Source organism: Paraburkholderia sp. 22098, from assembly GCF_052045935.1.
Taxonomy (GTDB): Bacteria; Pseudomonadota; Gammaproteobacteria; order Burkholderiales; family Burkholderiaceae; genus Paraburkholderia; species Paraburkholderia caledonica.
This window is the reverse complement of sequence record NZ_JBQEPV010000007.1, coordinates 241,765-265,878: the sequence shown is the minus strand read 5'-3', so window position 1 is coordinate 265,878 and position 24,114 is coordinate 241,765. Positions and strand designations below refer to the sequence as shown.

At 60.4% G+C, this 24,114-nt stretch carries 22 protein-coding genes and 1 pseudogene; 14 read left to right on the top strand and 9 right to left on the bottom strand.

Annotation, left to right across the window (positions count from 1 at the left end; genetic code table 11):
- Window positions 1-10: 10 nt before the first annotated feature.
- A complete protein-coding gene (locus tag ACTJLB_RS17085) occupies window positions 11-949 on the bottom strand; it encodes a dihydrodipicolinate synthase family protein (protein ID WP_440783942.1) in 939 nt (312 codons plus the stop codon).
- A 555-nt stretch (window positions 950-1,504) separates the two neighbouring features.
- Between ACTJLB_RS17085 and ACTJLB_RS17080 the strand changes: the two genes are divergently transcribed.
- A complete protein-coding gene (locus tag ACTJLB_RS17080) occupies window positions 1,505-2,209 on the top strand; it encodes a helix-turn-helix transcriptional regulator (RefSeq protein ID WP_020066661.1) in 705 nt (234 codons plus the stop codon).
- On the opposite strand, the gene ACTJLB_RS17075 is transcribed toward ACTJLB_RS17080, so the two are convergent.
- Window positions 2,193-2,510: a hypothetical protein gene (locus ACTJLB_RS17075; protein ID WP_020066662.1), complete on the bottom strand. Its 318-nt coding sequence runs from the start codon at window positions 2,508-2,510 to the stop codon at window positions 2,193-2,195. The genes ACTJLB_RS17080 and ACTJLB_RS17075 overlap by 17 nt on opposite strands.
- A gap of 154 nt (window positions 2,511-2,664) precedes the next feature.
- On the opposite strand from ACTJLB_RS17075, the gene ACTJLB_RS17070 reads away from it, so the two are divergent.
- Window positions 2,665-3,258, top strand: coding sequence for an acyl-homoserine-lactone synthase (locus tag ACTJLB_RS17070; RefSeq protein WP_110403842.1), 594 nt, complete (start codon window positions 2,665-2,667; stop codon window positions 3,256-3,258).
- 96 nt (window positions 3,259-3,354) lie between these two features.
- Here the strand turns inward: ACTJLB_RS17070 and ACTJLB_RS17065 are convergent, their stop codons facing one another.
- On the bottom strand, window positions 3,355-4,044 hold the full coding sequence (locus tag ACTJLB_RS17065; RefSeq protein WP_131318327.1) for a FadR/GntR family transcriptional regulator: 690 nt from the start codon (window positions 4,042-4,044) through the stop codon (window positions 3,355-3,357).
- Window positions 4,045-4,273: 229 nt separating this feature from the next.
- Between ACTJLB_RS17065 and ACTJLB_RS17060 the strand changes: the two genes are divergently transcribed.
- Window positions 4,274-4,753: a universal stress protein gene (locus tag ACTJLB_RS17060; RefSeq protein ID WP_392393925.1), complete on the top strand. Its 480-nt coding sequence runs from the start codon at window positions 4,274-4,276 to the stop codon at window positions 4,751-4,753.
- A 71-nt stretch (window positions 4,754-4,824) separates the two neighbouring features.
- Here the strand turns inward: ACTJLB_RS17060 and ACTJLB_RS17055 are convergent, their stop codons facing one another.
- The 3 genes from ACTJLB_RS17055 to ACTJLB_RS17045 form a co-directional block, all read right to left on the bottom strand.
- Entirely contained in the window at window positions 4,825-5,214 is a 390-nt protein-coding gene (locus ACTJLB_RS17055; protein ID WP_027776302.1) for a response regulator, read from the bottom strand.
- A 226-nt stretch (window positions 5,215-5,440) separates the two neighbouring features.
- The gene (locus ACTJLB_RS17050; protein WP_440783941.1) at window positions 5,441-8,074 is read right to left on the bottom strand and encodes a 2-oxoglutarate dehydrogenase E1 component; all 2,634 of its coding nucleotides are present in this window, start codon (window positions 8,072-8,074) and stop codon (window positions 5,441-5,443) included.
- Window positions 8,075-8,305: 231 nt separating this feature from the next.
- Window positions 8,306-9,964 (bottom strand): methyl-accepting chemotaxis protein, encoded by a 1,659-nt coding sequence (locus tag ACTJLB_RS17045; RefSeq protein WP_020066668.1) that lies wholly within the window; start codon window positions 9,962-9,964, stop codon window positions 8,306-8,308.
- A gap of 614 nt (window positions 9,965-10,578) precedes the next feature.
- On the opposite strand from ACTJLB_RS17045, the gene ACTJLB_RS17040 reads away from it, so the two are divergent.
- The 4 genes and pseudogenes from ACTJLB_RS17040 to ACTJLB_RS17025 all read left to right on the top strand — a co-directional run.
- Window positions 10,579-11,235 (top strand): helix-turn-helix domain-containing protein, encoded by a 657-nt coding sequence (locus tag ACTJLB_RS17040; RefSeq protein WP_027804412.1) that lies wholly within the window; start codon window positions 10,579-10,581, stop codon window positions 11,233-11,235.
- A gap of 135 nt (window positions 11,236-11,370) precedes the next feature.
- Window positions 11,371-12,660, top strand: coding sequence for an SUMF1/EgtB/PvdO family nonheme iron enzyme (locus ACTJLB_RS17035; RefSeq protein WP_440783940.1), 1,290 nt, complete (start codon window positions 11,371-11,373; stop codon window positions 12,658-12,660).
- 93 nt (window positions 12,661-12,753) lie between these two features.
- Window positions 12,754-13,833 carry a linear amide C-N hydrolase gene (locus tag ACTJLB_RS17030; RefSeq protein WP_440783939.1) on the top strand — a complete coding sequence of 360 codons (1,080 nt, stop codon included), beginning with the start codon at window positions 12,754-12,756 and terminating at the stop codon, window positions 13,831-13,833.
- Window positions 13,834-14,094: 261 nt separating this feature from the next.
- Window positions 14,095-14,315 (top strand): annotated as a pseudogene (locus tag ACTJLB_RS17025) (flavin reductase); the annotation flags it as partial.
- A 303-nt stretch (window positions 14,316-14,618) separates the two neighbouring features.
- Here ACTJLB_RS17025 and ACTJLB_RS17020 read toward each other — a convergent pair.
- On the bottom strand, window positions 14,619-15,524 hold the full coding sequence (locus ACTJLB_RS17020; protein WP_440783938.1) for a LysR substrate-binding domain-containing protein: 906 nt from the start codon (window positions 15,522-15,524) through the stop codon (window positions 14,619-14,621).
- Window positions 15,525-15,650: 126 nt separating this feature from the next.
- On the opposite strand from ACTJLB_RS17020, the gene ACTJLB_RS17015 reads away from it, so the two are divergent.
- The 7 genes from ACTJLB_RS17015 (at window position 15,651) to ACTJLB_RS16985 (ending at window position 22,327) form a co-directional block, all read left to right on the top strand.
- Entirely contained in the window at window positions 15,651-15,863 is a 213-nt protein-coding gene (locus ACTJLB_RS17015; RefSeq protein WP_204521910.1) for a tautomerase family protein, read from the top strand.
- Complete coding sequence (mhpD, locus tag ACTJLB_RS17010; RefSeq protein WP_440783937.1) at window positions 15,860-16,669, top strand: 2-keto-4-pentenoate hydratase; 810 nt, start codon at window positions 15,860-15,862, stop codon at window positions 16,667-16,669. Before ACTJLB_RS17015 ends, mhpD begins: the two co-directional genes overlap by 4 nt.
- Complete coding sequence (locus ACTJLB_RS17005) at window positions 16,666-17,433, top strand: 2-keto-4-pentenoate hydratase (protein ID WP_440783936.1); 768 nt, start codon at window positions 16,666-16,668, stop codon at window positions 17,431-17,433. The genes mhpD and ACTJLB_RS17005 overlap by 4 nt, the downstream gene beginning before the upstream one ends.
- Before the next feature lie 20 nt (window positions 17,434-17,453).
- On the top strand, window positions 17,454-18,416 hold the full coding sequence (locus ACTJLB_RS17000; RefSeq protein WP_440783935.1) for an acetaldehyde dehydrogenase (acetylating): 963 nt from the start codon (window positions 17,454-17,456) through the stop codon (window positions 18,414-18,416).
- A complete protein-coding gene (gene dmpG / locus ACTJLB_RS16995; protein WP_440783934.1) occupies window positions 18,413-19,468 on the top strand; it encodes a 4-hydroxy-2-oxovalerate aldolase in 1,056 nt (351 codons plus the stop codon). Before ACTJLB_RS17000 ends, dmpG begins: the two co-directional genes overlap by 4 nt.
- A 98-nt stretch (window positions 19,469-19,566) precedes the next feature.
- On the top strand, window positions 19,567-20,796 hold the full coding sequence (locus tag ACTJLB_RS16990; protein WP_440783933.1) for a PLP-dependent aminotransferase family protein: 1,230 nt from the start codon (window positions 19,567-19,569) through the stop codon (window positions 20,794-20,796).
- A gap of 151 nt (window positions 20,797-20,947) precedes the next feature.
- On the top strand, window positions 20,948-22,327 hold the full coding sequence (locus ACTJLB_RS16985) for an amino acid permease (protein ID WP_440783932.1): 1,380 nt from the start codon (window positions 20,948-20,950) through the stop codon (window positions 22,325-22,327).
- 308 nt (window positions 22,328-22,635) lie between these two features.
- Here ACTJLB_RS16985 and ACTJLB_RS16980 read toward each other — a convergent pair whose 3' ends face one another.
- Window positions 22,636-23,343, bottom strand: coding sequence for an NAD(P)H-dependent oxidoreductase (locus ACTJLB_RS16980; RefSeq protein WP_440783931.1), 708 nt, complete (start codon window positions 23,341-23,343; stop codon window positions 22,636-22,638).
- On the bottom strand, window positions 23,340-24,092 hold the full coding sequence (locus ACTJLB_RS16975) for an enoyl-CoA hydratase/isomerase family protein (RefSeq protein ID WP_440783930.1): 753 nt from the start codon (window positions 24,090-24,092) through the stop codon (window positions 23,340-23,342). Before ACTJLB_RS16975 ends, ACTJLB_RS16980 begins: the two co-directional genes overlap by 4 nt.
- Window positions 24,093-24,114: the final 22 nt, after the last annotated feature.

Genomic DNA, 24,114 nt, shown 5'->3' with positions numbered 1-24,114 from the left:
TCTGATTGGATCAATGGGTCCGGACGCGCGCGTGCTCTCTTTCGAGCGCGAGCAACGCATGCGCCGCGCCGGCGATCTTCGCATGATGTTCGGGCGGCGTCGAACTGAGCAGCGGCAAGATCGGCCCCATGTCGGCGATCTTCGAGAACGTCACCGCGTCGTGCAGCACGCGGATCAGCGAGATGTCGTCGCGCAAGGTTTCGAGCGGCAGGAATGCGTCGTAAAGACGTTGTGCGGCGTCGTTGTCGCCGGTTTTCACTGCGTGCAGCAGGGCCGTCACCATGTGAGGCGCGATACAGCCCGAGCCGGTTGTCCATGCCGCGAGGCCGAACTCGCGCACATGCACGAGCGCAGGCCGCTCGCCCATGCCCGACACGATCTTGGCCGCCGGCACATGTTGCAGCAGGCGGCGCAGGTAGGGATCGTCAGCGGGATTCTGGCGGACGATCGCATACTTCACGGCGAGCAGCGTGCCCCGCTCGACGAGGCGCGCGAGCGTCTCCACCTCCACATAGTCTTCGCTTTTGATGTACAGCGTGAGCGGGATGCCCGCCGCGTCGACAATCCGCGTCAGGCCTGCTTCGACGCCCTCTGACGTCGTAAAGCCAGCAAGCGGCAGCACCATTGCCGTGCGATAGCGGGTCTGCGCGAGGATGCGCGCCTGATCGAGCATCTTTCCGTAGTCAGGCCCGATGGCGGGGATCACGCGCGTGTCGGCGCTCGCCGCATCGGCCAGCAGGTCGAGCAGATCGCGATATTCGCTCACGGCTGTGTGATAGAGGTTCGCGTTGCCGCCATAGAGCAGTGTGCGCACGCCGCCTGCCTCGATATGGCGGATCAGCGTGGCATTCTGGTCGGCGTCGAGTGCCAGGTCTGCGCGGCGTGCCAGCGGCGGCACGGCCATGACCGAGGCCGCGAGTTCGCGGTCGTCAAACGGAGATTCGTTCATAAGGCGGACACCCGAAAAGTCGTAGCGTCTACGGTAGCATCTGGCTCGCAAAGTTGTCAAACAACTTGGTCCGCAACGATTCCACGATCGTCGCGTGCGGCAAAATGTTAAGACGCTTCACCACGCTTTCGTATGACAATAGAGGGAATGAGCTGCATAGTGCAAAACGGTGATTTACGCAGCCAGAATCCGCCGGGCCAAGTAAAGACGTGGCATGGCGAATGGAGCGGTTTTGCCCGTTTATTTGGCATTCGCGAAATGCGATATGAGAGGAATGGACCGGCAGAAGCTCAACACCCTGCTGCTTGGGGATTGCAGCGAAATTCGCGGTACACGCGAATCTACGTCGGGTGAATGCGCATGCAGGTTTATTCGCGTTCCGTTAAACGTGAGTTAAAGGCCGCGTATAGAGCGGACGGCCCCAGGTTGCAAAACATTTTTTAGTGATAAATTGTCCGCACTAAAGCAGTCGCACATAAAAACCTGCGCAAATAACCTCACAGGCTATTTGCGAGTCTGAGAGAGTGGAAATTGGCGCTACATTTTATCGAGCAGATGGCACCGCTACTGGAGGCCGCCGACGAAGCGGAATGGTTCAGCGCGGTGACCGGTCTTGCGGAGAGCTGGGGATTCGACCGGCTTCTGATCGCAATGCTTCCGCGCCCGACCATTCGGCTTGAAGACGCTTACATTCGCAGCACCTATGCGCCCGCGTGGCGCCGCACCTACGACGAGCAAGGCCTGGTTCATATAGACCCAACGGTCGCACATTGCGCGACACGTTCGTCGCCATTAGTGTGGTCGCCGGAAATCTTCACGACCGCGCCGCAGCAGTCCATGTACGAAGAAGCGCGCGCCCACGGCTTGCGCGCGGGCGTGACACTGCCGATTCACGGCCCGAATCAGGAAGCCGGCATGATGTGCTTCGTGAACGACGCCAATCCGACGGACACCTTCTGGCGTCATATCGACGTGGTATTGCCGAATCTCGTGCTATTGCGCGACCTGGTGATCGACACCAGTCAGCGCCATTTGCATGCGCACACGCAGAGTTTGTTGCCCAAGCTGACGCCGCGCGAACGCGAGTGCCTTCAATGGACCGCGCGCGGCAAATCCACGTGGGAAATTTCCCATATCCTGAACTGTTCGGAAGCTGTGGTGAACTTCCACATGAAGAACATCAGGACCAAACTTGGCGTGAATTCGCGGCGCGCAGCAGCCGTGATTGCGACACAACTGGGGCTTATTGACCCGGGTTGAGCAACGCCGCCGCGTCGCGGCTGTGAAGCACCCGCTCAGCCCGGCCGAGGTCGGCATCGGAAACCGTTTTCGTGAAGTACAGGCCCAGCAGGATCGAGACGGGCGCCGGGATTTCCGCACCGGACTCAAAGCGGCTGCCACGCGACTGCGTGACGCCGAAGCGAGCCCAGAAGCGGCGCTGGCTTTCTTTCTTCTTTTTGCGGTACGCAATGATCAACACCCGATCTACCGCTGTGGACGGCTCCGCCGAACGCGTTTGTAGACCGGTTTGCGGTTGCCAGTGATTGTCGAGATGTTCCATTTTTGTGTCCCGTCGGTTGAGTGCTGTTTCCTGTCTCAAATTCTCCGATATCCGATAAGCATGCACACCTATCCAGGTAGATAGGTAGCGGAACGATTCAGAATGCATAAGTTTTCCTGCGTATTGGTTTCCCCAACACGTTCAGGAGAACGTCATGCAAACAGCGATCCGGATTGGAATGCGTCAAGAGTTCGACAACGAAGACATCAACGAGATGTACCGCCTGCGGGCACGGGTGTTTCACGGACGGCTCGGATGGGATATTCCGACCATAGCGGGCATGGAAATCGACGGCTACGATGCGCTCGGACCGCATTACATGCTGATCCAGGCCGACGACCGGCGCGTGCGTGGCTGTTGGCGCCTGATGCCGACCGAGGGACCGAACATGCTGAAGGACACCTTTCCTCAGTTGCTGCATGGCGCTGCGGCGCCGGTCGGGCGGCATATCTGGGAATTGAGCCGCTTCGCGATCGACACGAGCGGCGAGGAGAAGTCGTTCGGCTTTGCCGACGTGACGATGCAGGCAATTCATGAGCTCGTCACTTTCGCCGACCGCATGGGCATCACGCGCTATGTGACGGTGACCACCACCCCGATCGAGCGGCTGTTGCGCAAGACCGGAATCGAGATAAGCCGTCTCGGCTCACCGCTGCAGATCGGTGTGGAACGCGCGGTGGCGCTGGATATCGCCGTGAGTCCGAAGACCCGCACGGCGTTGTTCGGGCCGATCGCCGCAGCCGCTTAGCTACACCTCGCTGGTCCGCTGCTCGCCGCCGACCGCGCTTCGCCGTGTTGGCAACGGCCGGTTAGACGGCGCGCAGCGGGCCACGCGACGCTTGCCTCACGAACCAAACATCCGTTCGAGCGCGTTTTCCAGGTGCGCTCGCATTGCCTGCCCCGCTGCCTGCGGGTCCTTGCGGCGGATCGCGTCGAGCACCGCCCGGTGTTCCGCCTGCACGAGACGCTGCCGCTCCACCGTTTTTACGAGCGACAGGTTGCGTGACAAATTCATGCTGAAAACTATCTGTTCTTCGATGAACGACATGACCGTGATGAAAAACGGGTTCTTCGACGCGCGCGCCACCGCGAGATGAAACAGGAAGTCGTCCGACGCGCCAATGCCGCGCGTCTCGATGATCCGTTCGAGTTGATCCCATGCGTGCTCGATCGCCGCAATGTCGTCGGCGTCCGCTTTGAGCGCCGCGTGCTCGGCCGCGCCGGTCTCCGTGACAATGCGAAACTCGTAGCAGCGGCGGATGTCGGACAGCGTCTCGAGCGGCGCGAAACGCCGCACGTCCGGGTCGGGTCGCCGCGCGACTGTCGTCCCCGAGCCATGACGCGTCACGATGATGCCGTCAGCCCGCAGCCGCGCCAATGCCTCGCGCACCGTGGGTCGCGAGGTCGAGAAGCGTTCGGCGAGCGCATGCTCGGTAGGCAGCCGCTGGCCTTCCTTGTATTCGCCTTCGAGAATGCGATTCAGGATGTCGCCGTAGATCTTGTCGGGCAAGCCCGTCGTTTTTCGCTCATTCATCGGCCGGGCGCAGCAGCTTGTCAGAGTAGATCCCGATTGTAAGGCAAACCGCGGCGGCAATCGCCGCGCTTCGGGGTCGCTGCATCGGGCAAAAGGGCGCCCACGCGTCATGAAACGGCGGCCGTCTAGCGAGAGCAACGTCAAAATTTGTGAACCGCTTGATTTACATCCTGGCTGAAGCGGCGTTTCTGAACGATCATTAAAGCTGGCAACCTGACCTGGAGCGGAAATGTACACACGCATTCTTGTGGCGGTAGACGGCAGCCAGACTTCTCGCCGTGCTTTCGAAGCAGCGCTCGCGCTCGCCCGAACCAACGGCGCTGTTTTGCAGCCCTTGTACGTCGTCGAAAATACGCCAATGTATTTCGAAGCGCCGGGCTATGACCCTTCAGTGCTTCGCAATAGTCTCATCGAACAAGGGAAGGAACTCGGCGTGGAGCTCGCACGCGAAATGGACGCGCAAGGTGTGAAGGGAGAGATCGTCGTGACCGAAGCGCCGTCGCTAGACGACGTTTCCACGGCCGTGCTGAAAGCCGCCGTCGACTTCAACGCCGACTTGCTCGTCATGGGCACGCACGGCCGGCGCGGATTTCAGCGCCTGATTCTCGGCAGCGTCGCGGAGCGTTGTGTGCGCCAGGCTCGCTTGCCGGTGCTGCTGATCCCGTCCGCGGCGAGTAAATCGTCCGGCGATGCGCAAACGCCAGACTGACGCCGCGAGCGTCACGCCAGAGAGTAGGGGGCAAGTAAGTGAGGCAAGCCGCGCCGCGTGCACGATCGATCCTACGTCGGTCCGCCTCGCTGCAATGCGCGGTGGGTGACGTGGTCGTCGAGAAGGCGCCGCATCGTGGCCAGCAACGCGGGCCCATCCACCGGCTTGCGCAGAAACCCGTCGAAGCTGACGAAGGCGGGAGGACTCGGCTCTCCCGAAACGAGTATGAAAGCGACGTCGGCCAGTCCGGGCAGTGTGCGCAAGCGGTGACATAGTTCACTGCCCGACATGGTCGGCATGCGCCAGTCGGCAACCACGACATCGACGGGCGAAGCCATGAACTGAGCTAGCGCCGACTTACCGTCCAGCGCAGTTTTTACTTCGTAGCCCTCGGCGGAGCAAATCGCGCTCCATGCGTCCAACGCCTCGGCGTCGTCATCTACCAGCAGTACGGTTGCCATGTGCAATTGTCCTATCGCTTCGGCAACCTGCGTCGCAACGCGCATGCCAACGCGCTCCTCAATTCGCGCCAATCGGCCTACGCGCCGCAACATGGATGCGAAGCGGGAAATGGCGAAGCGGTCGCGTCGCAGCATACTGAATGCCGCGCGCGAGCACCTCGCCTGTTGCTGTTAACAATAGCAACTCAATTGCAACCCAGTGGGCAAACTGCTTGACGGCGCAACTTCAGGTGCGCGCCAATGCGGCTGCCACCAGGCGCTGCTGTTCTACGCGATGAGCGCGTATCGACGAATCCGCGCCCGATGGACTCTCGCGCCGGCACACGTCGAACACGCGGCAGTTCGCCGGAACCGCTCCTTCTATGTCATCGCGCACGAAGTGCCATGCGCCATGCTTCTTTTCCTCTTCCTGGGCCCACACCACCTCCGCAAGGTTCGGGTAAGCGGCGAGCGCAAGCGCAAGCTCGCTCGTCGGAAACGGATACAGCTGTTCTATCCGGACGAGCGCAGTCTGCGTGCCGCCAGAAGCATCGCGCGCCGCCTGCAAGTCGTAGAAGAACTTGCCGCTGCACAGTACGACGCGCGTCACGTCTGCAGGCAACGCAGCACCACTGTCCTGCAGCACCGGAGCAAACGCACCGTCGATCAATTCGCCGAGCGGCGCATGCGAACGCGCATTGGCATGAAGCTGCCCCTTCGGCGACATCACGACAAGCGGCTTCGGCTCAGCGCTCAGCGCCTGTTCGCGCAGCATATGGAACCACTGCGACGACGTCGACGGCATCGCGACCTTCATGTTTCCGCCTGCGCACAGTTGCAGGAAGCGGCTGAGATACGCACTGGAATGCTCTGGACCGACGCCTTCATGACCATGCGGCAGCAGCATTGTCAGACCGGACGGTTGATCCCACTTGTACTCGCCCGCGGCGATATATTGATCGATGATCACTTGCGCGCCGTTCACAAAGTCGCCGAACTGCGCTTCCCAGATAGCAAGGTGCGACGTGGACTGAACGCTGTAGCCGTATTCGAAACCCAGCACGGCCTCCTCGGTCAGCGGTGAATTGATGATGTCGAACTCGCCCTGATGCACACCCAGATTTTGCAGCGGCACATAAGGCTCAGTTCCGCCGGAAGTCGCGCCCGAAATTGCGCCTTGCGAGTGCCACACTGCATGCCGATGCATGAAGGTGCCGCGGCCCACGTCCATGCCGGAGATGCGCACACTGTGCCCGTCGTCGAGCAGACTTGCATACGCGAGGTTTTCCGCGAAACACCAGTCGACCGTCGCGGTTTCCGCTTCCACGCTCCGCTGCCACTTCGCCGTGATGTCGCGCACGAAGTCATGTAGACGCAACCCCGGCGGCGTGCGAGTCAACGCTGCAGTCAGCGACTGCAAGCGGGCGAGCGACAACGGCCGCGTGCGTTTCGTGCGCCTGGCAGGTTTCGCGGGGTTCGCGGGTCCGGCACCGCTCGTCCGGTCGGCGCGTTGCTGCGACAACGTTTGCGTGGGCGGCGTCAGAAGATCCTTCAATACATCGGCGCGCAACATCTCGAGTGGCGTCTCCTCACCGATGGCCGCGTGATAAAGCTCGGTGACGGTCTGATGCGCCGAGATTGCCGCCTGCTGCGACGGTTGCGTCAGAGCAGGAATATCGTGTTCCGAATGACCGAGGCGCCGATATCCGATCAGATCGATGACGACGTCGGCTTCATACTCCATCCGGTACTGCAATGCGAGCTTCGCGGCGCGCAGGACCTCGTCGGGTCGGTCTGCGTTCACGCGGATCACGGGCGCGTCGATCATTCGCGCGACGTCCGTGCAATAGGAATGGCCTTCGGTGTCCATCCGGTTCGGCGTCGTGAAGCCGATCTGATTGTTCACGATGACGTGGACCGTGCCGCCCAACGCGTAACCGTCCTTACGCGTCATGTTCAACGTTTCCATCACGATGCCCTGGCCCGCGAACGCCGCGTCGCCATGCACGACCACCGGCAGGCATCCAAAGCCGCGATGTTCGTCCTGGTATGCACGCGCCATTCCGCTCACAACCGGATACACGCTTTGCAGATGCGACGGATTGTGCGCAAGGAAAATCGCAGTGTCGCCATGGGGCGTCTGTCTGACGGTGCTGCCGCCGAGGTGATAAGGCAGATCGCGCTGCGTGGCCGCGACATCGGAATTCGGATCGAGGCAATCGACGAGCTTCGCCGGATCGAAGCCCATCAAGTTGACGAGCACATTGAGGCGCCCCCGATGCGGCATGCCCGCGAATACCTGCTGAACGCCTTGAGCGGCAGCCTCATCGACAATTGCTTCGAGAAGCGGCACGAGACTTTCGCAACCTTCGAGTGAGAAGCGCTTTGCATGCTCGAAAACCGCCGCCACATGACGCTCCCACATTTCGGCGGAGATCAGGCGGCGCAACAGAGCGCGACGCTGTTCGCGGCCTGGCAACGGCGCAAGCTGTTCCGACTTGAGCATTGCGGATAAACGCGCGCGACGCTGCGGGTCGCGAATGCCGGTCAGATCGAGGCCGATCGCGCCGCAATAGACGCGCCTCAGTTGGCGCTCCAGTTCATGCACCGCCGCCGACGGCGGCAGCAGCGGGTTTTCTGCGCCGATAGGCTGCGCCGGGTCCAGCCCATGAAACACTGGGTCGAGCTCGGGCACGTCGGGCAAGGGCGTGAGGCGCAGCGGATCGAGCGACGCCTGACGATGACCGTGTTGACGGAACGCGTCGATGAAGCGCCGGACCTGCAACGTCCGCGCTACCGGCGACAGGTCGCCTGCCGGTTCGATAACCGCGCTGGCCGGCGAGCGTGAAAGAACAATCGATTCGGAAGAGACGTGTGACATGTTTTGATAGCGTGCGGAAGAAACCGTTAGTCGGATTTCGCTGTCCGCATTGCGATGCTCAGGGCGCAAGCCCTCCACGGCAACATGACAGTTGGCCGCGATCTTCGGCAGACAGCGAAACGGAAAGGAACGCGTTGCGGATGCAGGCTTGCAGAGCGCTCGGACTTCTATTTGTTATCGAGCCGGTCCGCGCGACCGGCTCGTGTCTCCGTCCGTTGTCCGCCTCGACTTCTACTGCGCAGACATGCGCGCGTTGAGCCACGCGCCTGACGCGCCTGCTTCGCTCATGCCGTTCGTGCGGGGCGCGTGCAGTTCGTTCGCGGCGCGCCATTGCTTCGCCGTGTCGCCGTTCAGCTTGAACGTGCTGACCGTATCGGTGAGCTGTTGCGCCTGGTCCTGCAAAGCTTGCGCGGCAGCGGCGCTTTGCTCGACGAGCGCGGCGTTTTCCTGCGTCACCTTGTCCATCTGCGTGACCGCATGGTTGATCTGCTCGATGCCTTCACTTTGTTCCTTGCTGGAGGAGCTGATCTCCGCCACGATCTCGGTCACGTGGCGAATGCTCTTGACGACTTCGCTGATGATCTGCCCCGCGTCCTCGACCATCTTGCCGCCGGTACCCACCTGGTTCACCGAGTCCGCGATCAGCTCCTTGATTTCCTTCGCCGCGACGGCGCTGCGTTGCGCAAGTCCGCGCACTTCGCTCGCGACCACCGCGAAACCGCGGCCGTGCTCGCCTGCACGCGCTGCTTCGACCGCAGCGTTGAGCGCAAGAATGTTCGTCTGGAATGCAATGCCGTCGATCACACCGATGATCTCAACGATTCTGCGCGACGATTCGTTGATCGCGCTCATCGTGCTCACGACCTGATTCACCGCGTTGCCGCCCTTCACCGCGACGTCCGAAGCGCTCGACGCAAGCTGGTTCGCTTCACGGGCGTTGTCGGCGTTCTGCTTGACCGTCGACGTAAGTTGCTCCATGGCAGCCGCGGTTTCTTCGAGCGAACTCGCCTGATGCTCGGTGCGGCTCGACAGGTCCATGTTGCCGCTCGCCACTTCGCGCGTCGCCTGGCTGATCGTGTCCGTGCCCTGACGCACTTGCGCGACGATGCCGTGCAAATTGCGGGTCATGCGTTCAAGCGCGGTCAACAGGCGCCCCACTTCGTCGGTCGTATCGACATGCAGGTGATGCGTGAGGTCGCCCGCCGCGACCGCTTCCGCGAGGCTGACCGCGCGGTTGATCGGCCGCGTGATGGTGCGCGTGATGAAGATGCCCGTTGCAATTGCGATCAGCGTCGCGACCAGTGCGAGCAGGATCATCTGGATTTTCGCGCGATGCGCTTCGGAAACCGCATCGGCCACGTCGTGCGCCATCCGCTCCGCCTGCACGTCGACCATTTTGTCGACAAGCAGGTAGTACGCGTCCTGAAGCCGCGCCATGTCGCCCTGATAGACGTCGCGTGCTTCCTGCTGCTGGTTCTTGCTCACCAGATCGAAGAAAGCTTTGACGCTCACCCCGTAGGCCGAGCGCGCGTCGAACTGCTGCTTGAACAACGCCTTCGTGTCATCGCTCGTCAGAAACTTTTCGAGCTGCCCGTAGGCTTGCGCATTGGCTTTGCGGATGGCCGCATAGTCGTCCATATACTGCTTGGCCTTGTCCGGCGAGGTAGTCAGCAGCAGATTGCTGAGAATGCCGTTCGCCTTGTAGCCGTTGCTCTTGATCTGATTGCTGAGCGCAATCAGCGTGTAGCGATGACTGACGATCTCGTCCATCTTCGTGTTCGTGGACTCGAGATGCTCGATACCCACGATAGCCGTGCCGACGAGCAGCGCGACCATCAGCGCGAAGGCGGAGCCGAGCCTAACCCCGATTTTCAAATTCGAAATCTTCATGTGTCTAATTCCTTGCCCTACCGCACGATAAAAGTTGTCGCGAAACAGCCGTTGCTTAAGCCTGAAAGGTGCGCCCTGTCTCAAGGCGGTTCATTTCGATGACGTTTGAACCGCCGGCGCGCGCCGACGCGGGCGCGTGTATCCGCCCCTTCTCATTGCCGCCGCTTTCTTCAGACAATATGACGACACATTCTGGGAAACCTTGAGAGCTGGTTGCGCTAGAAAGTGAAAATTTCGCCAAACGTTTGCGTCGGCGCGGGAAAGGCCCCTGTTGGAGCGACAAGATGAGAAGGCGCGAATGCGGTCTGCGGAACGCGGGGGGACGGTTTTATGCGCCGGTCGGCTCTGACAACGCTCAAACGGCATAAGCGGGAACGCGCGTCATTTTGCCGCGAAACAGGGGACAGAGCCGGTGGGACAATTGGTGCATTACCCCTGACATTGGCTCAGACATGCTTACCTCTACCGCTGCACAATCCGCCCTCGCCGCCGGCTCCGCTGCTTCGCCGGGCCCGGCCGTCAGTTCGCCGCCGCAGCAGCGCAGCCGCCGCGCCACGTCGCGGGCCGCTGGACGCACCGGCACCCGCAGCGCCGCGCGCTGCTCCAGCTGTGCGATGCGCCAGCTATGCATGCCACAAGGGTTGGCACCCGACGAGTTGTCCAAGCTCGAAACGCTGATCTGCTCCGCGCGGTCGGTGCATCGCGGGGACACGCTGTACCGCAGCGGCGACAGTTTCGACAACATCTATGCGGTGCGTTCCGGCTCGATGAAAACCGTCATGGCGCATCGGGACGGGCGCGAACAGGTCACCGGATTGCGACTTGCGGGCGAGGCGCTCGGCCTCGACGGCATCAGCGACGACCGGCACGCATGCAGCGCGCTGGCGCTCGAAGACAGCACGGTGTGCATCGTTCCCTACACGGCGCTGAAGTCACTGTGCCGCGAAATCGGCTCGATGCAGGAACGCCTGCACAAACTGTTGGGCGAGCAGATCGTGCGCGAAGCAGCCCAGATGATGGTGCTCGGCTCGCTTTCAGCGGACGAACGAGTCGCGGCCTTTCTGCTCGACGTGTCGGAGCGCAACGCTCAACGCGGTTATTCGTCGGCAGAGTTCAACCTGCGAATGACCCGCGAAGACATGGGCAGCTACCTCGGCATGACGCTCGAAACCGTGAGCCGCACCCTGTCAAGATTTCAAAAGCGCGGCCTGATCGACACGCAAGGCAAGCACATTAGGATCGTCGATCTGGACGGATTGCGCCAGGTTTAGGCTCGGCGCGAGGGCGCGGACCGCGCGGCCGCGTCGTTTGCCACGATTTTCCGGTGGAGTTCGTGCCTTGGCATGGCATCTGCAAGCGGGTACAGTCTTTGTTTAGTCCGTCCCCCCGCAAGGAGACCCGGCGAAATGAACCGCGACCCCGGTCCACATCATCCGCTCGTTCAACGTTTGAGCGACGCGCGTCAAGTTACCGACGCCCTCTTTTCCATCGTCAAGCCTGAGTTCCTGTACGAGAGACCGATCCGTGAACGGCACCGGATTGTGTTCTATATCGGACACCTCGAAGCTTTCGATCGTAATCTGTTCGACAAGCGCCTGTTCGATCTGCCCGCGTTCGATGAGCAACTCGATCAGCTTTTCGCATTCGGTATCGACCCCGTAGACGGCGGTTTTCCGACCGATCAGCCTGGCGACTGGCCTTCGCTTGATACCGTGCGGCAATACGGTTTGAACGCCCGTCGACAGATCGACCGCGAACTGCAGGCGCTTACCGATTCCGCGCGAGTCGAGGCGTCCGGGCAATTGCTCAACGTGGCCATCGAGCATCGATTGATGCATGCCGAGACGCTTGCCTACATGCTTCACCAATTGCCGATCGAGCAGAAGGTGACGGATTTGCGCGAGCCTGTCGTGCACGGTCCGGGGCGCGCGAACAGCCTGTCGCCGATGGTCAGCGTGCCCGCCGGTCCGGCTGTGATCGGCATGCCGCGCGACAGCGGCCGCTTCGGCTGGGACAACGAGTTCGGTGAATTGCACGTGGACGTGCCTGCGTTCGAGATCGACCGCTATATGGTCACGAACGCCGCGTTTTGCGAGTTCATCGAAGCCGGCGGTTATCGCGAGCGGAAATGGTGGTCGGAAGAAGACTGGGCGTGGAAGGAAACCGAGCGCATAGAACATCCCGCGTGCTGGTCGCGAAGCGAGGCGAGCGGCGAACGTGGCGAATGGATGCTGCGCACGATGTTCGACGAAGTACCGCTTCCACCCGACTGGCCGGCATACGTGAGCCACGCGGAAGCGAGCGCCTACGCGCGCTGGGCGGGCAAGGCGCTGCCGACAGAAGCGCAATGGCAGCGCGCGGCGCACGGTGCGCCGCATGCGGGCTCCGGCAACTTCGACTTTCGCAGTTGGGATCCGCGTCCGGTCGATGCTTATCCGGACAATGTCAGCGCGTTTGGCGTTGAAGGCCAGTACGGCAACGGCTGGGAGTGGACTTCCACTTTGTTCGACGGATTGCCGGGGTTCGAACCGTTTCCGTTCTATCTGGGTTATTCGGCCAACTTTTTCGACGGCAAGCATTACGTGCTGAAGGGCGGATCGGCGCGCACCGCACAATGCATGTTACGACCGACATTCCGAAACTGGTTTCAACCGCACTACCAGTATGTCTATGCGGGGTTTCGGTGCGTGAGGTGATTGGCGAATAAAGCATAAGGCGATTGGTTTGGGCTCACCGCAGCGGCCCCGTCGACAACTGCATCAGTTCCCAACACAGCGTGAGGAAGTGCCATGCGCCGCCCTTTTTCCGCAGTTGTGACGTGTCTCGCCGCAGCAGCGACGCTCCTCGTCGATCCGGCTGCATCGCTAGCCTGCACACGCGTCGTCTATCTCGGTGACAACGACGACGTTATCACCGCCCGATCGATGGACTGGAAGCTCGACGTCGCCACCAATCTCTACATCCTGCCGCGTGGCATCGCCCGCACCGGTGAATCCGGTCCGAACTCTCTTAAATGGACCGCCAAATACGGTAGCGTCGTGGCTACCGGTTATGACGTCTCCACCACCGATGGCATGAACGAAAAGGGTCTAGCCGCTCAACTGCTCTGGCTCGTCGAGTCGCAATATCCTCCCTTCGACAAAAACTCGAAACCGGGACTCACTATCGCCGCATGGGCGCAGTACGTGCTGGACAACTTTGCGACCGTCTCGGAAGCCGTAGCTGCGCTTGAGAAAGAGCCGTTCACAATCGTCACCGACAACGTCCCCGGAGAACAGCGCCTCACCACACTGCACCTTGCCATGTCGGACGCGACTGGCGACAGCGCCATCGTCGAGTACATCGGCGGTAAGCAGATCATCCATCATGGTCGGCAGTATCAGGTGATGACCAACTCGCCGACCTTCGACGAGCAGCTTGCACTGAACGAATACTGGAAACAGATCGGAGGCACCGTCTGGCTGCCTGGCACCAATCGCTCTGCTGACCGGTTCGCGCGCGCCTCGTTCTACGTCAACGCCATCCCTAAGAGTGAAGACCCTGCCATTGCACTTGCCAGCGTTTTTAGCGTGATCCGTAACGCGTCGGTGCCGTTCGGGATCACTACCCCCGGCGAGCCCAATATATCGTCCACCCGTTGGCGCACCGTCGCCGATCACAAGCGCATGCTTTACTTCTTCGAATCGGCCCTCACCCCGAGTACTTTCTGGGTCGATCTCAAGAAGGCCGACTTCTCCGCCGGCGCGCCTGTCAAACGTCTCGACCTCGGCAAGGATCAGCGCAATACATTCGGCGGCGAAGTCTCCAAGGACTTTCAACGCGCACCCGCGTTTCCCTTCCTCGGCATCGACGCCAGCAAGTCCCGCTGAGGCGTCGCGTTACGGCGTCCATGATTGCCCGCGCGCCTTGCTGTGAGGCTTCCCGCACTGTTGGTCAGCTTGCCCTCCGGCTCGAGATTTAAACGCACGGCGCGACCGCCTTGGAAATGACAGGCGAAGCGACGGCTGACTGGAACGTCTGACAGGACGTAGCAGCACGAGCGCATACGGCCCGGCTATTCAGCCGTCGCCCTGTCAGGCGAAAAACTCCCGATCACGCAGCGGCCGCAGTGCGGAGGCGATTGACGAGAGCTGCCGGAGTGGTATGAAGGACTCAACGGCGTGCCCGTGTTGCGCGGCGCGCTCGCGAGCTTGCAGGGAAGAATTGTCGAAGCGAAGGATGTCGGCTCGCATGCGGTGCTGTTCGTGGAGACGACTGAGATCGGAGTGCGCAGCGACGGTGACAGCCTGATCTATTTCGACCGCACTTTCACCGCGTGCCGCGCGCGTGGAAAGGCGCGACCGGTCGCTGAACGGACCTTGCGCCAGCTGCGCTTTGTCATGCGGGCAGCGAGACGCTTACTGCGTCACCAGGGCCAACAGTCGCCGACACGACTGCCGGTTGACGAGCCCAAGCGGTCCGTCGAAACCCCAATACTTTCGAAGGCCGCTTGCATCCAGAACCATCAGACGGACTCACGCGGAGGTGCAGTTCCTTTCCCCGCTCTCGATGCCGGATAGACTTGAGCAAACTTGCGGATGATCGTGCTTCGTCGAGGTATTGCCCTGCCGACCGGACGCTTGCCCGACCTCCCGGCATCACTCGCGGCCGCCGCTCAAAGCTCGGCACGAACGCGGTGGATTCGCGAAGTCCGTATCAACTTCAAAAAGGCTTGCAGGATTGGGGAGTTGTCCCCACGACGATAAAGACAGGACAACTCGATTTCTCGCAACTGTGTCGATCTGAGCGGGCGGTACACAACGCCAGGCAGCCGAAGATTGACTGCCGATTCCGTGGTCACGCAAACGCCGAAACGGCTCGCAACCAATGCGATGCACGTCACCACGTCCTCGACTTCCTGCTCAACACGCAGTTGCACATTCTCGGCGCGAAAAGCAGCGGCCACCTCCTGCGCGAGGCCATGCACGGGTGCGTTGGGATAAAGAATCATTCGCTCGTTGTCGAGATCCCGCAGCGTCACCGACTTCTTCGCGCACAGCCGATGTCCTTCGTACAGCGCAACTAGAAACGGTTCTCTTAGAACCCAATCAACCGCGATATCGGGTTCGTCAGGCACGAGACGATTGAAACCGATCGTGATGCGCCGCTCACGCAGCGCACTGATCTGCTCAGCCTTGGACATATTGTGCAAGCCAATCTTGACCTCGGGCCGTTCGGTATGAAACGCGGCGAGCAGCCGGGGAATGACGTTCAGAATCCCCGAACTGAAAATGCCGACGTCGAGCCGTCCCAAGTAGCCCTGGCCAGCCAATTGAGCCTGTTCCTCCGCACGCCGGGCAAGAGCCAGGATGTTGGGCACCTCTTCCATCAACGCGCGCCCCGCCTCGGTCAGCTCGGCGCCCTTCGTGGTTCGCACGAACAGTTGCGTACCTAGTTCCTGTTCGAGTGCACGGATGTTACGTGTGAGCGGCGGTTGCGCCATGTGCAGACGTTCCGCCGCCCGTCCGAAGTTCGCCTCCTCTGCCAGCGCCATGAAATAGCGCATCTGCTTCAGGTCCATGTTTCCTCCAGGTACTGCGCAGGCTCCGATACCCATTCGGTATCAATATGGGTCCAAACGGTATTGGACCGTCATGGCTTGCATCGTACATCATGACCTCGCTCATATAACGTCAGGAAACGAGTCATGCCAATCATCCACATCTCGCTCGTCGAGGGCCGCGACGCGCAAGCCGTCAAGGCGTGCCTTAAGGCAGTCGCCCGCACCGTGCACGAAACCCTCGGCGTGCCCCTGGACAGCATTCGGGTCTTTGCAAACGAGGTGCCCTCGACACACTGGGCAATAGGCGAGCGTACCAAGGACGAACTCGGCACCCCCGCTCTGGAGAACGGCAAATGACGCCCCTCCTTATCGAGGAAGCAGCTGCTGCGCTTGCAACTGCTCAGCGCAGCGGCAAGTACCTCGCACCGTTGCGCGAAACGTACGATCAACTAAGTATCGACGACGCGTACGCGATCCAGCGAGTGAACACCGCGCGTCGACTGGCCGAAGGCCGCCGCGTCGTCGGATGCAAAATCGGCCTCACATCGGTCGCCGTGCAGAAGCAGCTCGGTGTGGACCAGCCCGACTTCGGCATGCTCTTCGACGATATGGGGTATGGCGATGGAGAGCCGATTCCATCATCGATACTCACGCAGCCCAAGGTCGAATCCGAAGTCGCATTTGTCATTGGACGTGACATGACGATGGACAACCCTACTCAGGTCGACGTGCTCAACGCTATCGAGTACGCGCTGCCTGCGCTGGAGATTGTCGGCAGCCGGATCGCGGACTGGAATATTCGCATCACCGACACGATTGCGGATAACGCGTCCTCGTCGGCGTACGTGCTCGGCACCATCCCACGCAAATTATCTGAATTCGACCTGCGCTTGTGCGGCATGGTGATGGAGCGACGCGGCGAGCCAGTATCGGTCGGCGCAGGTGCCGCCTGTCTGGGAAATCCCGTCAATGCGGTTGTCTGGCTGGCCCGGACGATGGCATCGCTAGGCCAGCCCTTGAAAGCCGGAGACCTGGTGCTTTCAGGTGCCCTCGGACCCATGGTCTCCGTCGTCCCCGGGGACGTGTTCGAAACTCGCATCCACGGGCTAGGATCCGTGCGCGCCGTGTTCGAACCGCTATCTAAAAACGAGGTGCGCTCATGAGCAACATTGCAGAACTCGCCAGGCTGCTCGACGATGCGGCACTAAACGCAACGGAGGTCACGCGGTTCGATCGCGAGGGCCGTCTGTCACTTGATGAGGCATACCGTATTCAAGCCGAATCGATCCGCCGTCGACTCGACCGCGGTGAACGCCGCGTCGGTGTGAAGATGGGTTTTACCAGCCGGGCCAAGATGGTCCAGATGGGCCTGTCCGATGTGATCTGGGGACGACTGACCGATGCAATGCAGATCGAGGAAGGGACAGCAATTGATCTTTCGCGCTTCATCCATGCCCGCTGCGAACCGGAAATCGCTTTCATACTGAAGCGGCCGCTCGAAGGGAATGTCACGGGACCCCAAGCCCTCGCGGCGGTGGAAGCGATCGCTCCGGCGATCGAAATCATCGATTCGCGCTACAAGGATTTCAAGTTCTCGCTGCCTGAAGTGATTGCAGACAACGCATCCTCTAGCGGTTTTGTTATCGGCGCCTGGTGCGATCCGAAGATCGACTTTTCTAACCTCGGGCTGACAGTGAGCATCGACGGGCGGGTCGTCCAGGTAGGATCCACCGCAGCGCTGCTGGGTCATCCTTTACGTTCGCTCGTAGCCGCCGCCCGTTTATCAGCGGAGGCTGGCGAGCCCCTTCAGGCCGGATGGGTTGTCATGGCGGGCGGTGCTACGCCAGCGGAGTGGATCAAGCTAGGGCAGTACACGTCAGTCGATATGGAGCAGCTCGGCAGTGTTGGATTTCACGTCGCGGCGTGACCCCAAATCTCGGAGTGGATATGAACGAAAAGGTAAAAGTTGCGATCATCGGTCCCGGCAACATCGGGACCGACCTGATGATAAAGGTGATGCGCAACAGCCAGCACCTCGAAATGGCTGCGATGGTGGGTGTAGACCCAAAATCGGATGGGCTCGCGCGCGCTGAAAGGATGGGCGTGGCGACGACAGCGGAGGGGATCGACGGACTGTTGAAACTCGACGTGTTCAAGAACATCGATATCGTTTTCGACGCCACATCGGCCAGTGCGCACAGGCATCACAACGATGTGCTGCAAAAGCACGGCGTGCAGGTTATCGATCTGACACCGGCTGCGGTTGGCCCATATGTGATTCCGGCGATCAATCTCGAGGCCGAAAATGCGTCCAACATGAACATGGTCACGTGCGGCGGTCAGGCGACGATTCCGATCGTTGCAGCCGTGTCGCGTGTCGCGAAGGTCCACTACGCGGAAATCGTCGCCTCTATCTCGAGCAGATCTGCGGGGCCGGGCACGCGGGCAAACATCGACGAATTCACTGAGACCACGCGTAGCGCAATCGAGACGCTGGGTGGGGCAACTCGCGGCAAGGCAATCATCGTGCTCAATCCAGCGGAGCCGCCATTGATCATGCGCGATACGGTGTTTGTATTGTCCGATCTGGTAGATGTGAACGCGGTTGAGGACAGCGTCGCACAGATGATTGCCAGCGTGCAGGCTTATGTTCCCGGTTATCGCCTGAAACAGAAGATTCAGTTCGACATCGTCTCGCCGGAAAAGCCGCTGAACGTGCCGGGTCTCGGTGCAAAGCACGGGTTGAAGACGTCGGTATTCCTTGAAGTAGAAGGCGCCGCCCATTACCTGCCCTCGTACGCGGGCAATCTCGACATCATGACGTCGGCGGCGCTCGCGTGCGGCGACATGATGGCGCGCCGACGCCTCGCTGCCGGCGTGGTCCGAGGCCAGAAGGAGCCTATTCAATGACATCGCTCGACAAGAAACTCTATATCTCCGACGTAACGTTGCGTGATGGCAGCCACGCAGTCCGTCATCAATACAGCATTGCCAACGTCCGGGCAATCGCGAGGGCGCTTGATGAGGCCGGTGTCGACAGCATTGAGGTCGCGCATGGCGATGGCATCGAAGGGTCGAGTTTCAACTACGGTTTTGGTGCGCACAGTGACGTCGAATGGATTGCTGCAGCGGCGGAAAGCGTCAAAACCGCGAAGATAGCGACGCTGCTGATTCCCGGCATTGGCACCATCCATGATCTTCGCAACGCATACGATGCAGGCGCACGCGTCGTGCGCATCGCCACGCACTGCACCGAAGCCGACGTGTCCCGCCAACATCTCGAATTTGCTCGCGAACTCGGCATGGATTCCGTCGGATTCCTGATGATGAGCCACATGACCACGCCGCAGAAACTTGCGATGCAGGCGAAGCTGATGGAGCGCTACGGCGCGACCTGCGTCTATGTCGTGGATTCGGGCGGCGCACTTGGCATGGCGGACATCCGAGACCGTTTCCGCGCTTTCAAGGACATATTGGACCCGCAGACCCAGACCGGTATGCACGCACACCATAACCTGAGCCTTGGCGTCGCGAACTCGCTGGTCGCCGTCGAAGAGGGTTGCGATCGCATCGACGCGAGTCTTGCCGGGATGGGTGCAGGCGCAGGAAACGCACCGCTTGAAGTGTTTATCGCCGCAGCTCAACGTCAGGGCTGGAATCACGGCTGCGACCTGTACCGCCTGATGGACGCGGCCGACGATCTGGTGCGTCCGTTGCAAGATCGTCCAGTGCGCGTTGACCGGGAGACGCTGGCGCTCGGCTATGCCGGCGTGTACTCCAGCTTTCTGCGGCACGCCGAACTTGCTGCAAGCAAGTATGGTTTAAAAACAGTCGATATCCTCGTGGAACTCGGCCGGCGCAAGATGGTTGGCGGACAGGAAGACATGATCGTCGACGTGGCTCTGGATCTTTTGAGCCAAGGCGCACACGAGCGTAATAGAAGCGCATTACATCGTGCATAGATATCGGGCCGTAGCAACAGCGCTTGCGATCGGATTATTCGGTCCAATGCCTGCTACGCGGAAATGCTGCAATTGACCGGCGACGAGCCAACGACGATATGTACGAGTTTACAGCCCCTTTTCAAGACCCGTCCGGTTCACCGATTCGTGAGCTGTTCAAGTATCTTGCCGAACCCGGGATGATTTCATTCGCAGGCGGTTATCCAGCTAGCGATCTTTTTGACGTCGACGGTTTGGCATCTGCCCAAAAGCGCGCTTACCGGAATTCGAACCGCTGTCTGCAGTACGGACCGACGGACGGACTGCCTGAGCTAAAGAGTGAGCTGGTAAATCTGATGGCCCGTCGCGGCGTAACCTGCGGTCCGGGCGAACTGCTCGTGACGACGGGTTCCCAGCAAGGACTGGATCTACTGTTGCGCGTTCTCGTCGCACCAGGCGATGTCGTACTCACCGAACAACCAGCTTATCCCGCGACGTTGCAGGCTCTGAAGCTTCAACAAGCCAAGATCGTTACGGCGCAAGTAGATGGCCATGGCCTCGATGTAGACAACCTCGCTGCGCTTCTTGAATCGGGAGCAGTGCCGCGACCGAAGCTGCTGTACACGGTGCCAACTTTCGCGAACCCGACCGGCGCGACCATCACGCGAGAACGACGCATCGCGTTGCTCAAGCTTGCTGTCAAGTACCGGTTCGTTATCGTTGAAGACGACCCATACGGCGATCTGCGTTTTTCGGGAGACACCGTCCCATCAATTCTTGCGTTGACGGCGGAAGTCGAGGGTTCGCGCGACTGGGTGGTTCATTTTGCAAGCCTCTCAAAGATTGTCGCGCCGGGGCTGAGAGTGGGCTGGTCAATTGCGCCGGCTGAAATCACGCGACGTTGTGTCATCGCGAAACAGACGGTGGACCTATGTAGCGCTCCATGGACCCAAGCGATCGCGGCGGAATATCTGGCGGACGGCGCTTTGGAGCGCCATCTGCCGCGCATCACCACGATGTATCGACGCAAGTGTGACGCGCTGTGCAATGAACTGCGCTGGCAACTGGACGATGCCATTCAGTTTCATCAACCCGAAGGCGGGATGTTCGTGTGGGCGCGAATCGAAGGGATCGATTCATCGGAACTCCTCTGGCACGCAATCGAAAACAAGGTCATTTTCGTCCCAGGTAAGGCGTTCTTCGCCGATAAGCTGGACGTAGCATCACTGCGTCTTTCATTCGCTGCTCCCGGCGTTGAGGAGATTCAGGAAGGCGCAAAGCGGCTGAAGCGTGCGTATGAAGCAGCACTCGCAGCGGGCACATCATCGGTCCAATCCTCCGGGTCGTAAAGGAACGGGCGAAGAAGGTTTGATGCGGTGAAGCGGATCTCCGCCCGCACGTCGTCGCTCGTTAACATCCGGCCCATCTCGGCCCGCTAGCGCAAAAAAACAAGGTGTCAACACGTTTCACCAATAATCCAGATCAACTGTGGAGGTAGACATGCAGGATTACTCATTAAAAAAGAGCCTCAAGCAACGACACATCACGATGATCGCGCTAGGCGGCGTCATCGGCGCAGGCCTGTTCGTCGGCTCCGGCTCCATTATTGCAACCGCCGGCCCCGCGGCGATTCTGTCGTACCTGATCGGGGGCGTGATGGTGACGCTGGTCATGTTCATGCTCGGCGAAATGGCGTCCCGCAATCCTGACAGCGGCTCGTTCTCCACGTATGCGAACAGCTATCTCGGCGAATGGGCCGGCTTCGCGGTCGGCTGGCTTTACTGGTTCAAGTCGATGATTACGATCACCGTGGAGGCGATCCTGCTCGGCGCGATCCTTCACGATTTCCTGCCATGGCTACCGGTCCCGGCTGGCGCGCTGTTCATGCTGATCGCGCTGATGGCGACCAACGCGTATTCGGTGCGCGCGTTCGGCGAAGCCGAATACTGGCTGTCGTTCGCGAAGGTCGCAACGATCATCGTGTTCATGGTGCTTGGCGCGTCGATCCTGTTCGGCCTCCAGCCGCGCATCCCCGCGCCGGGATTCGTGAACCTGACCGACCACGGCGGCTTCATGCCCAACGGCATTTCGCCTGTGATCTCCGGCGTGATGGTCGTGATCTTCTCGCTTGGCGGCAGCGAAATCGCGGCAGTGGCCGCAGGTGAATCCGAGAACCCGGGCAAGAACGTGGTCCGCGCCATCAAAAGCGTGATCTTACGCGTGATGGTGTTCTACGTCGGCTCGGTGTCGATCCTGATCCTGTGTATGCCGTGGACCGACAAGGCCAATCTGAAATCGCCGTATGTCTCGCTGTTCAGCATGGCGGGATTCACCGGCGCGGCCGTTGCGATGAAGATCGTACTCTTCGTGTCGTTCATGTCGGTGATGAACTCGTTCCTGTTCTCCAATTCGCGCATGCTGTTCTCGCTGAGCCAGCGCGGCCATGCGCCCGCGATGTTCGGCCGCACCAACGCAAAGGGCGTCCCGATGAACGCGCTCGTGCTGTGCCTTGTGGTTTGCGTGTCGATCCTCGGCATTCACTTCCTGAGCGGCGGCGACCTGTTCCTGATGCTCGCGAAGAGTAGCGGCGCGTTCGTCATGATCGTGTGGATCTTCATTATCGTCGCGCACTTCGCGATGCGCCGGCAGACGAAGCACGAGCAACGCGACCCGGCTGCGTTCCGTGCGTGGTTTTATCCAGTGTCGAACTGGGTCGCGCTGCTTGCGCTGGTCACCGTACTCGGGTCGCAGGCATTCAACCCGGAATCGCGCTTCCAGTTCTGGTTCGCGGTATCGACGTCGTTCGCGATCGTCGCGTCGTACTACGTGCGGCGCAGGCATCCGTCGTTCGGGCAGACGTCCGGCGCGAAGGCGCGCTGACGAGGCGGCCCCGGGGCGGGCATTCAGCCGAATAGAACGACCTCGTGCGCCATGCCGTTCATGAGCAGGTGTGCGACGGTCGTTCGGACGACCTCGAACGAGTGTTTACCGGCATCTCCAAGTGGGTCGACATGCGTCAAGGAGCCTCTCTCAACGAGCCGACCCTGCCACGCGGATTCAGTCCGCGAAAATTCCACGAGCAAAAGGTCGCAGCGTAAGGTACTGCGTTTCCCGGACTTTAAATAGCCCAATGCGATTTTTGAACTGATTCGTGCCGAACTCTACTCAGCGCTTTCTTTGCAAACTCCTCATTCCAAAGGACGAAAAACATCATCGAACTTCGAGAGATCGGGCATCTTCATAAGCGGCTGCTGATCGAGCGTGGCGATATACGCTCTCCAGTCCGACATGATGCGGTCCCGCTCGGCGTCCGGGCAATATGGAACGTGGTAACCCACAAACGGCTCGACGACATCGAATCCGACATATCCAAGGGTGCCTTGAAAGAAGTGACGCATCATGCCGCGCACGAGTTCGCCGTGCAATGCGCGTGGACCGAACATATGATCGCGACCGCCCAGTGTAATCGCAGTCACCGCCCTCTTTCCAACCATGCTACCGCGCTCATAGATTCGCTTTCCACCATAAAACGCACCGGATAAGAACACCCGGTCGATCCAGCCTTTCAGTATGGCGGGCGTCGAGAACCAGTAGACAGGAAAAACGAATACCACTGTATCAGCCGCGAGAACCCGGTCCACTTCTCGCACGATCTCGGCATTCAACGTGCCCTGTTTCAGTCCGTGGCGCTGTTCCAGCGAGTAGACCAGGTAGTCGGGATCCGATCGCGACTCGAAGTCGTCCGCTGAAGCGACCGGATTGAAACGTTGTGCATAGAGGTCAGATAGCGTCACCGAGCAAGACCGGCCTTCGAACTCTTCGATAGCCGCGTGAGCCAAGGCCGTGCAGAAAGATTTCGGCTCCGGGTGAGCATGGACGATCAGGACATTATTCATTCGACCTCTCCAGATTGCCTACCCGAATAGCGAACACGATTGGCCGCTTCTGGAATCAGAACGTTCAGCGCCTCGAGTTCGAACGACGCTGCCTGTTTTGCGCTCCGATGCGCACCGTCATCAATCATTCGACGTATTTGCCGCATGACGTGAGGCTGTTTGTCCGCGATTTCTGCGACGTATTCCTGCGCCAGGACGTCGACCTCGGAAGAGTCCGCCAGCCGCGATATGAATCCTGCTGAAAGTGCTTCCTCTGCACCGATCACTCTTGCGGACATAAGCCAGTCGCGCGCACGAATATCTCCCACCCGTCGCGCAAGCAGTGCGCTCGCGCCAGCCTCGGGGACGATACCCAGTCGTGCGAAGGGAAAACAGAATGTCGCGGAATGAGATGCGACGACGTAGTCGGCACTCAGAAGCAAGGTCGCGCCAAACCCTACCGCAGCACCGCGCACGGCCGCGGTGAACGGCTTATCGAGCCCGAGAAGCGCCGTTATACACCGTATGATCGCGCCATTTTCGGGCTGAGGCCAAAGCGTCGCGAAAGCTCCGATATCATGCCCCGCACAAAAGCAGTCGGACGTTCCTTTAATCAGCACGGAGGCAACACGGTCGTCGGACCGGGCCTGGACGAACGCGTCGGCCAGCGCGCTGAACATTGACTCGTCCAACGCATTGCGCTTCTCAGGTCGGTTCAAGCTAATGGACATGACACCGTCGAGCCACTGCACGGAAACATGCTGGTTCATTCGTTTCCTCCTCCTGGTTTAT

Bases quoted from the DNA above. Each gene is read 5' to 3' on its own strand.
- ACTJLB_RS17085 (WP_440783942.1), bottom strand. From the start codon at position 949: ATGAACGAATCTCCGTTTGACGACCGCGAACTCGCGGCCTCGGTCATG.
- ACTJLB_RS17080 (WP_020066661.1), top strand. From the start codon at position 1,505: ATGGCACCGCTACTGGAGGCCGCCGACGAAGCGGAATGGTTCAGCGCG.
- ACTJLB_RS17075 (WP_020066662.1), bottom strand. From the start codon at position 2,510: ATGGAACATCTCGACAATCACTGGCAACCGCAAACCGGTCTACAAACG.
- ACTJLB_RS17070 (WP_110403842.1), top strand. From the start codon at position 2,665: ATGCAAACAGCGATCCGGATTGGAATGCGTCAAGAGTTCGACAACGAA.
- ACTJLB_RS17065 (WP_131318327.1), bottom strand. From the start codon at position 4,044: ATGAATGAGCGAAAAACGACGGGCTTGCCCGACAAGATCTACGGCGAC.
- ACTJLB_RS17060 (WP_392393925.1), top strand. From the start codon at position 4,274: ATGTACACACGCATTCTTGTGGCGGTAGACGGCAGCCAGACTTCTCGC.
- ACTJLB_RS17055 (WP_027776302.1), bottom strand. From the start codon at position 5,214: ATGGCAACCGTACTGCTGGTAGATGACGACGCCGAGGCGTTGGACGCA.
- ACTJLB_RS17050 (WP_440783941.1), bottom strand. From the start codon at position 8,074: ATGTCACACGTCTCTTCCGAATCGATTGTTCTTTCACGCTCGCCGGCC.
- ACTJLB_RS17045 (WP_020066668.1), bottom strand. From the start codon at position 9,964: ATGAAGATTTCGAATTTGAAAATCGGGGTTAGGCTCGGCTCCGCCTTC.
- ACTJLB_RS17040 (WP_027804412.1), top strand. From the start codon at position 10,579: ATGCGCCAGCTATGCATGCCACAAGGGTTGGCACCCGACGAGTTGTCC.
- ACTJLB_RS17035 (WP_440783940.1), top strand. From the start codon at position 11,371: ATGAACCGCGACCCCGGTCCACATCATCCGCTCGTTCAACGTTTGAGC.
- ACTJLB_RS17030 (WP_440783939.1), top strand. From the start codon at position 12,754: ATGCGCCGCCCTTTTTCCGCAGTTGTGACGTGTCTCGCCGCAGCAGCG.
- ACTJLB_RS17020 (WP_440783938.1), bottom strand. From the start codon at position 15,524: ATGGACCTGAAGCAGATGCGCTATTTCATGGCGCTGGCAGAGGAGGCG.
- ACTJLB_RS17015 (WP_204521910.1), top strand. From the start codon at position 15,651: ATGCCAATCATCCACATCTCGCTCGTCGAGGGCCGCGACGCGCAAGCC.
- mhpD (WP_440783937.1), top strand. From the start codon at position 15,860: ATGACGCCCCTCCTTATCGAGGAAGCAGCTGCTGCGCTTGCAACTGCT.
- ACTJLB_RS17005 (WP_440783936.1), top strand. From the start codon at position 16,666: ATGAGCAACATTGCAGAACTCGCCAGGCTGCTCGACGATGCGGCACTA.
- ACTJLB_RS17000 (WP_440783935.1), top strand. From the start codon at position 17,454: ATGAACGAAAAGGTAAAAGTTGCGATCATCGGTCCCGGCAACATCGGG.
- dmpG (WP_440783934.1), top strand. From the start codon at position 18,413: ATGACATCGCTCGACAAGAAACTCTATATCTCCGACGTAACGTTGCGT.
- ACTJLB_RS16990 (WP_440783933.1), top strand. From the start codon at position 19,567: ATGTACGAGTTTACAGCCCCTTTTCAAGACCCGTCCGGTTCACCGATT.
- ACTJLB_RS16985 (WP_440783932.1), top strand. From the start codon at position 20,948: ATGCAGGATTACTCATTAAAAAAGAGCCTCAAGCAACGACACATCACG.
- ACTJLB_RS16980 (WP_440783931.1), bottom strand. From the start codon at position 23,343: ATGAATAATGTCCTGATCGTCCATGCTCACCCGGAGCCGAAATCTTTC.
- ACTJLB_RS16975 (WP_440783930.1), bottom strand. From the start codon at position 24,092: ATGAACCAGCATGTTTCCGTGCAGTGGCTCGACGGTGTCATGTCCATT.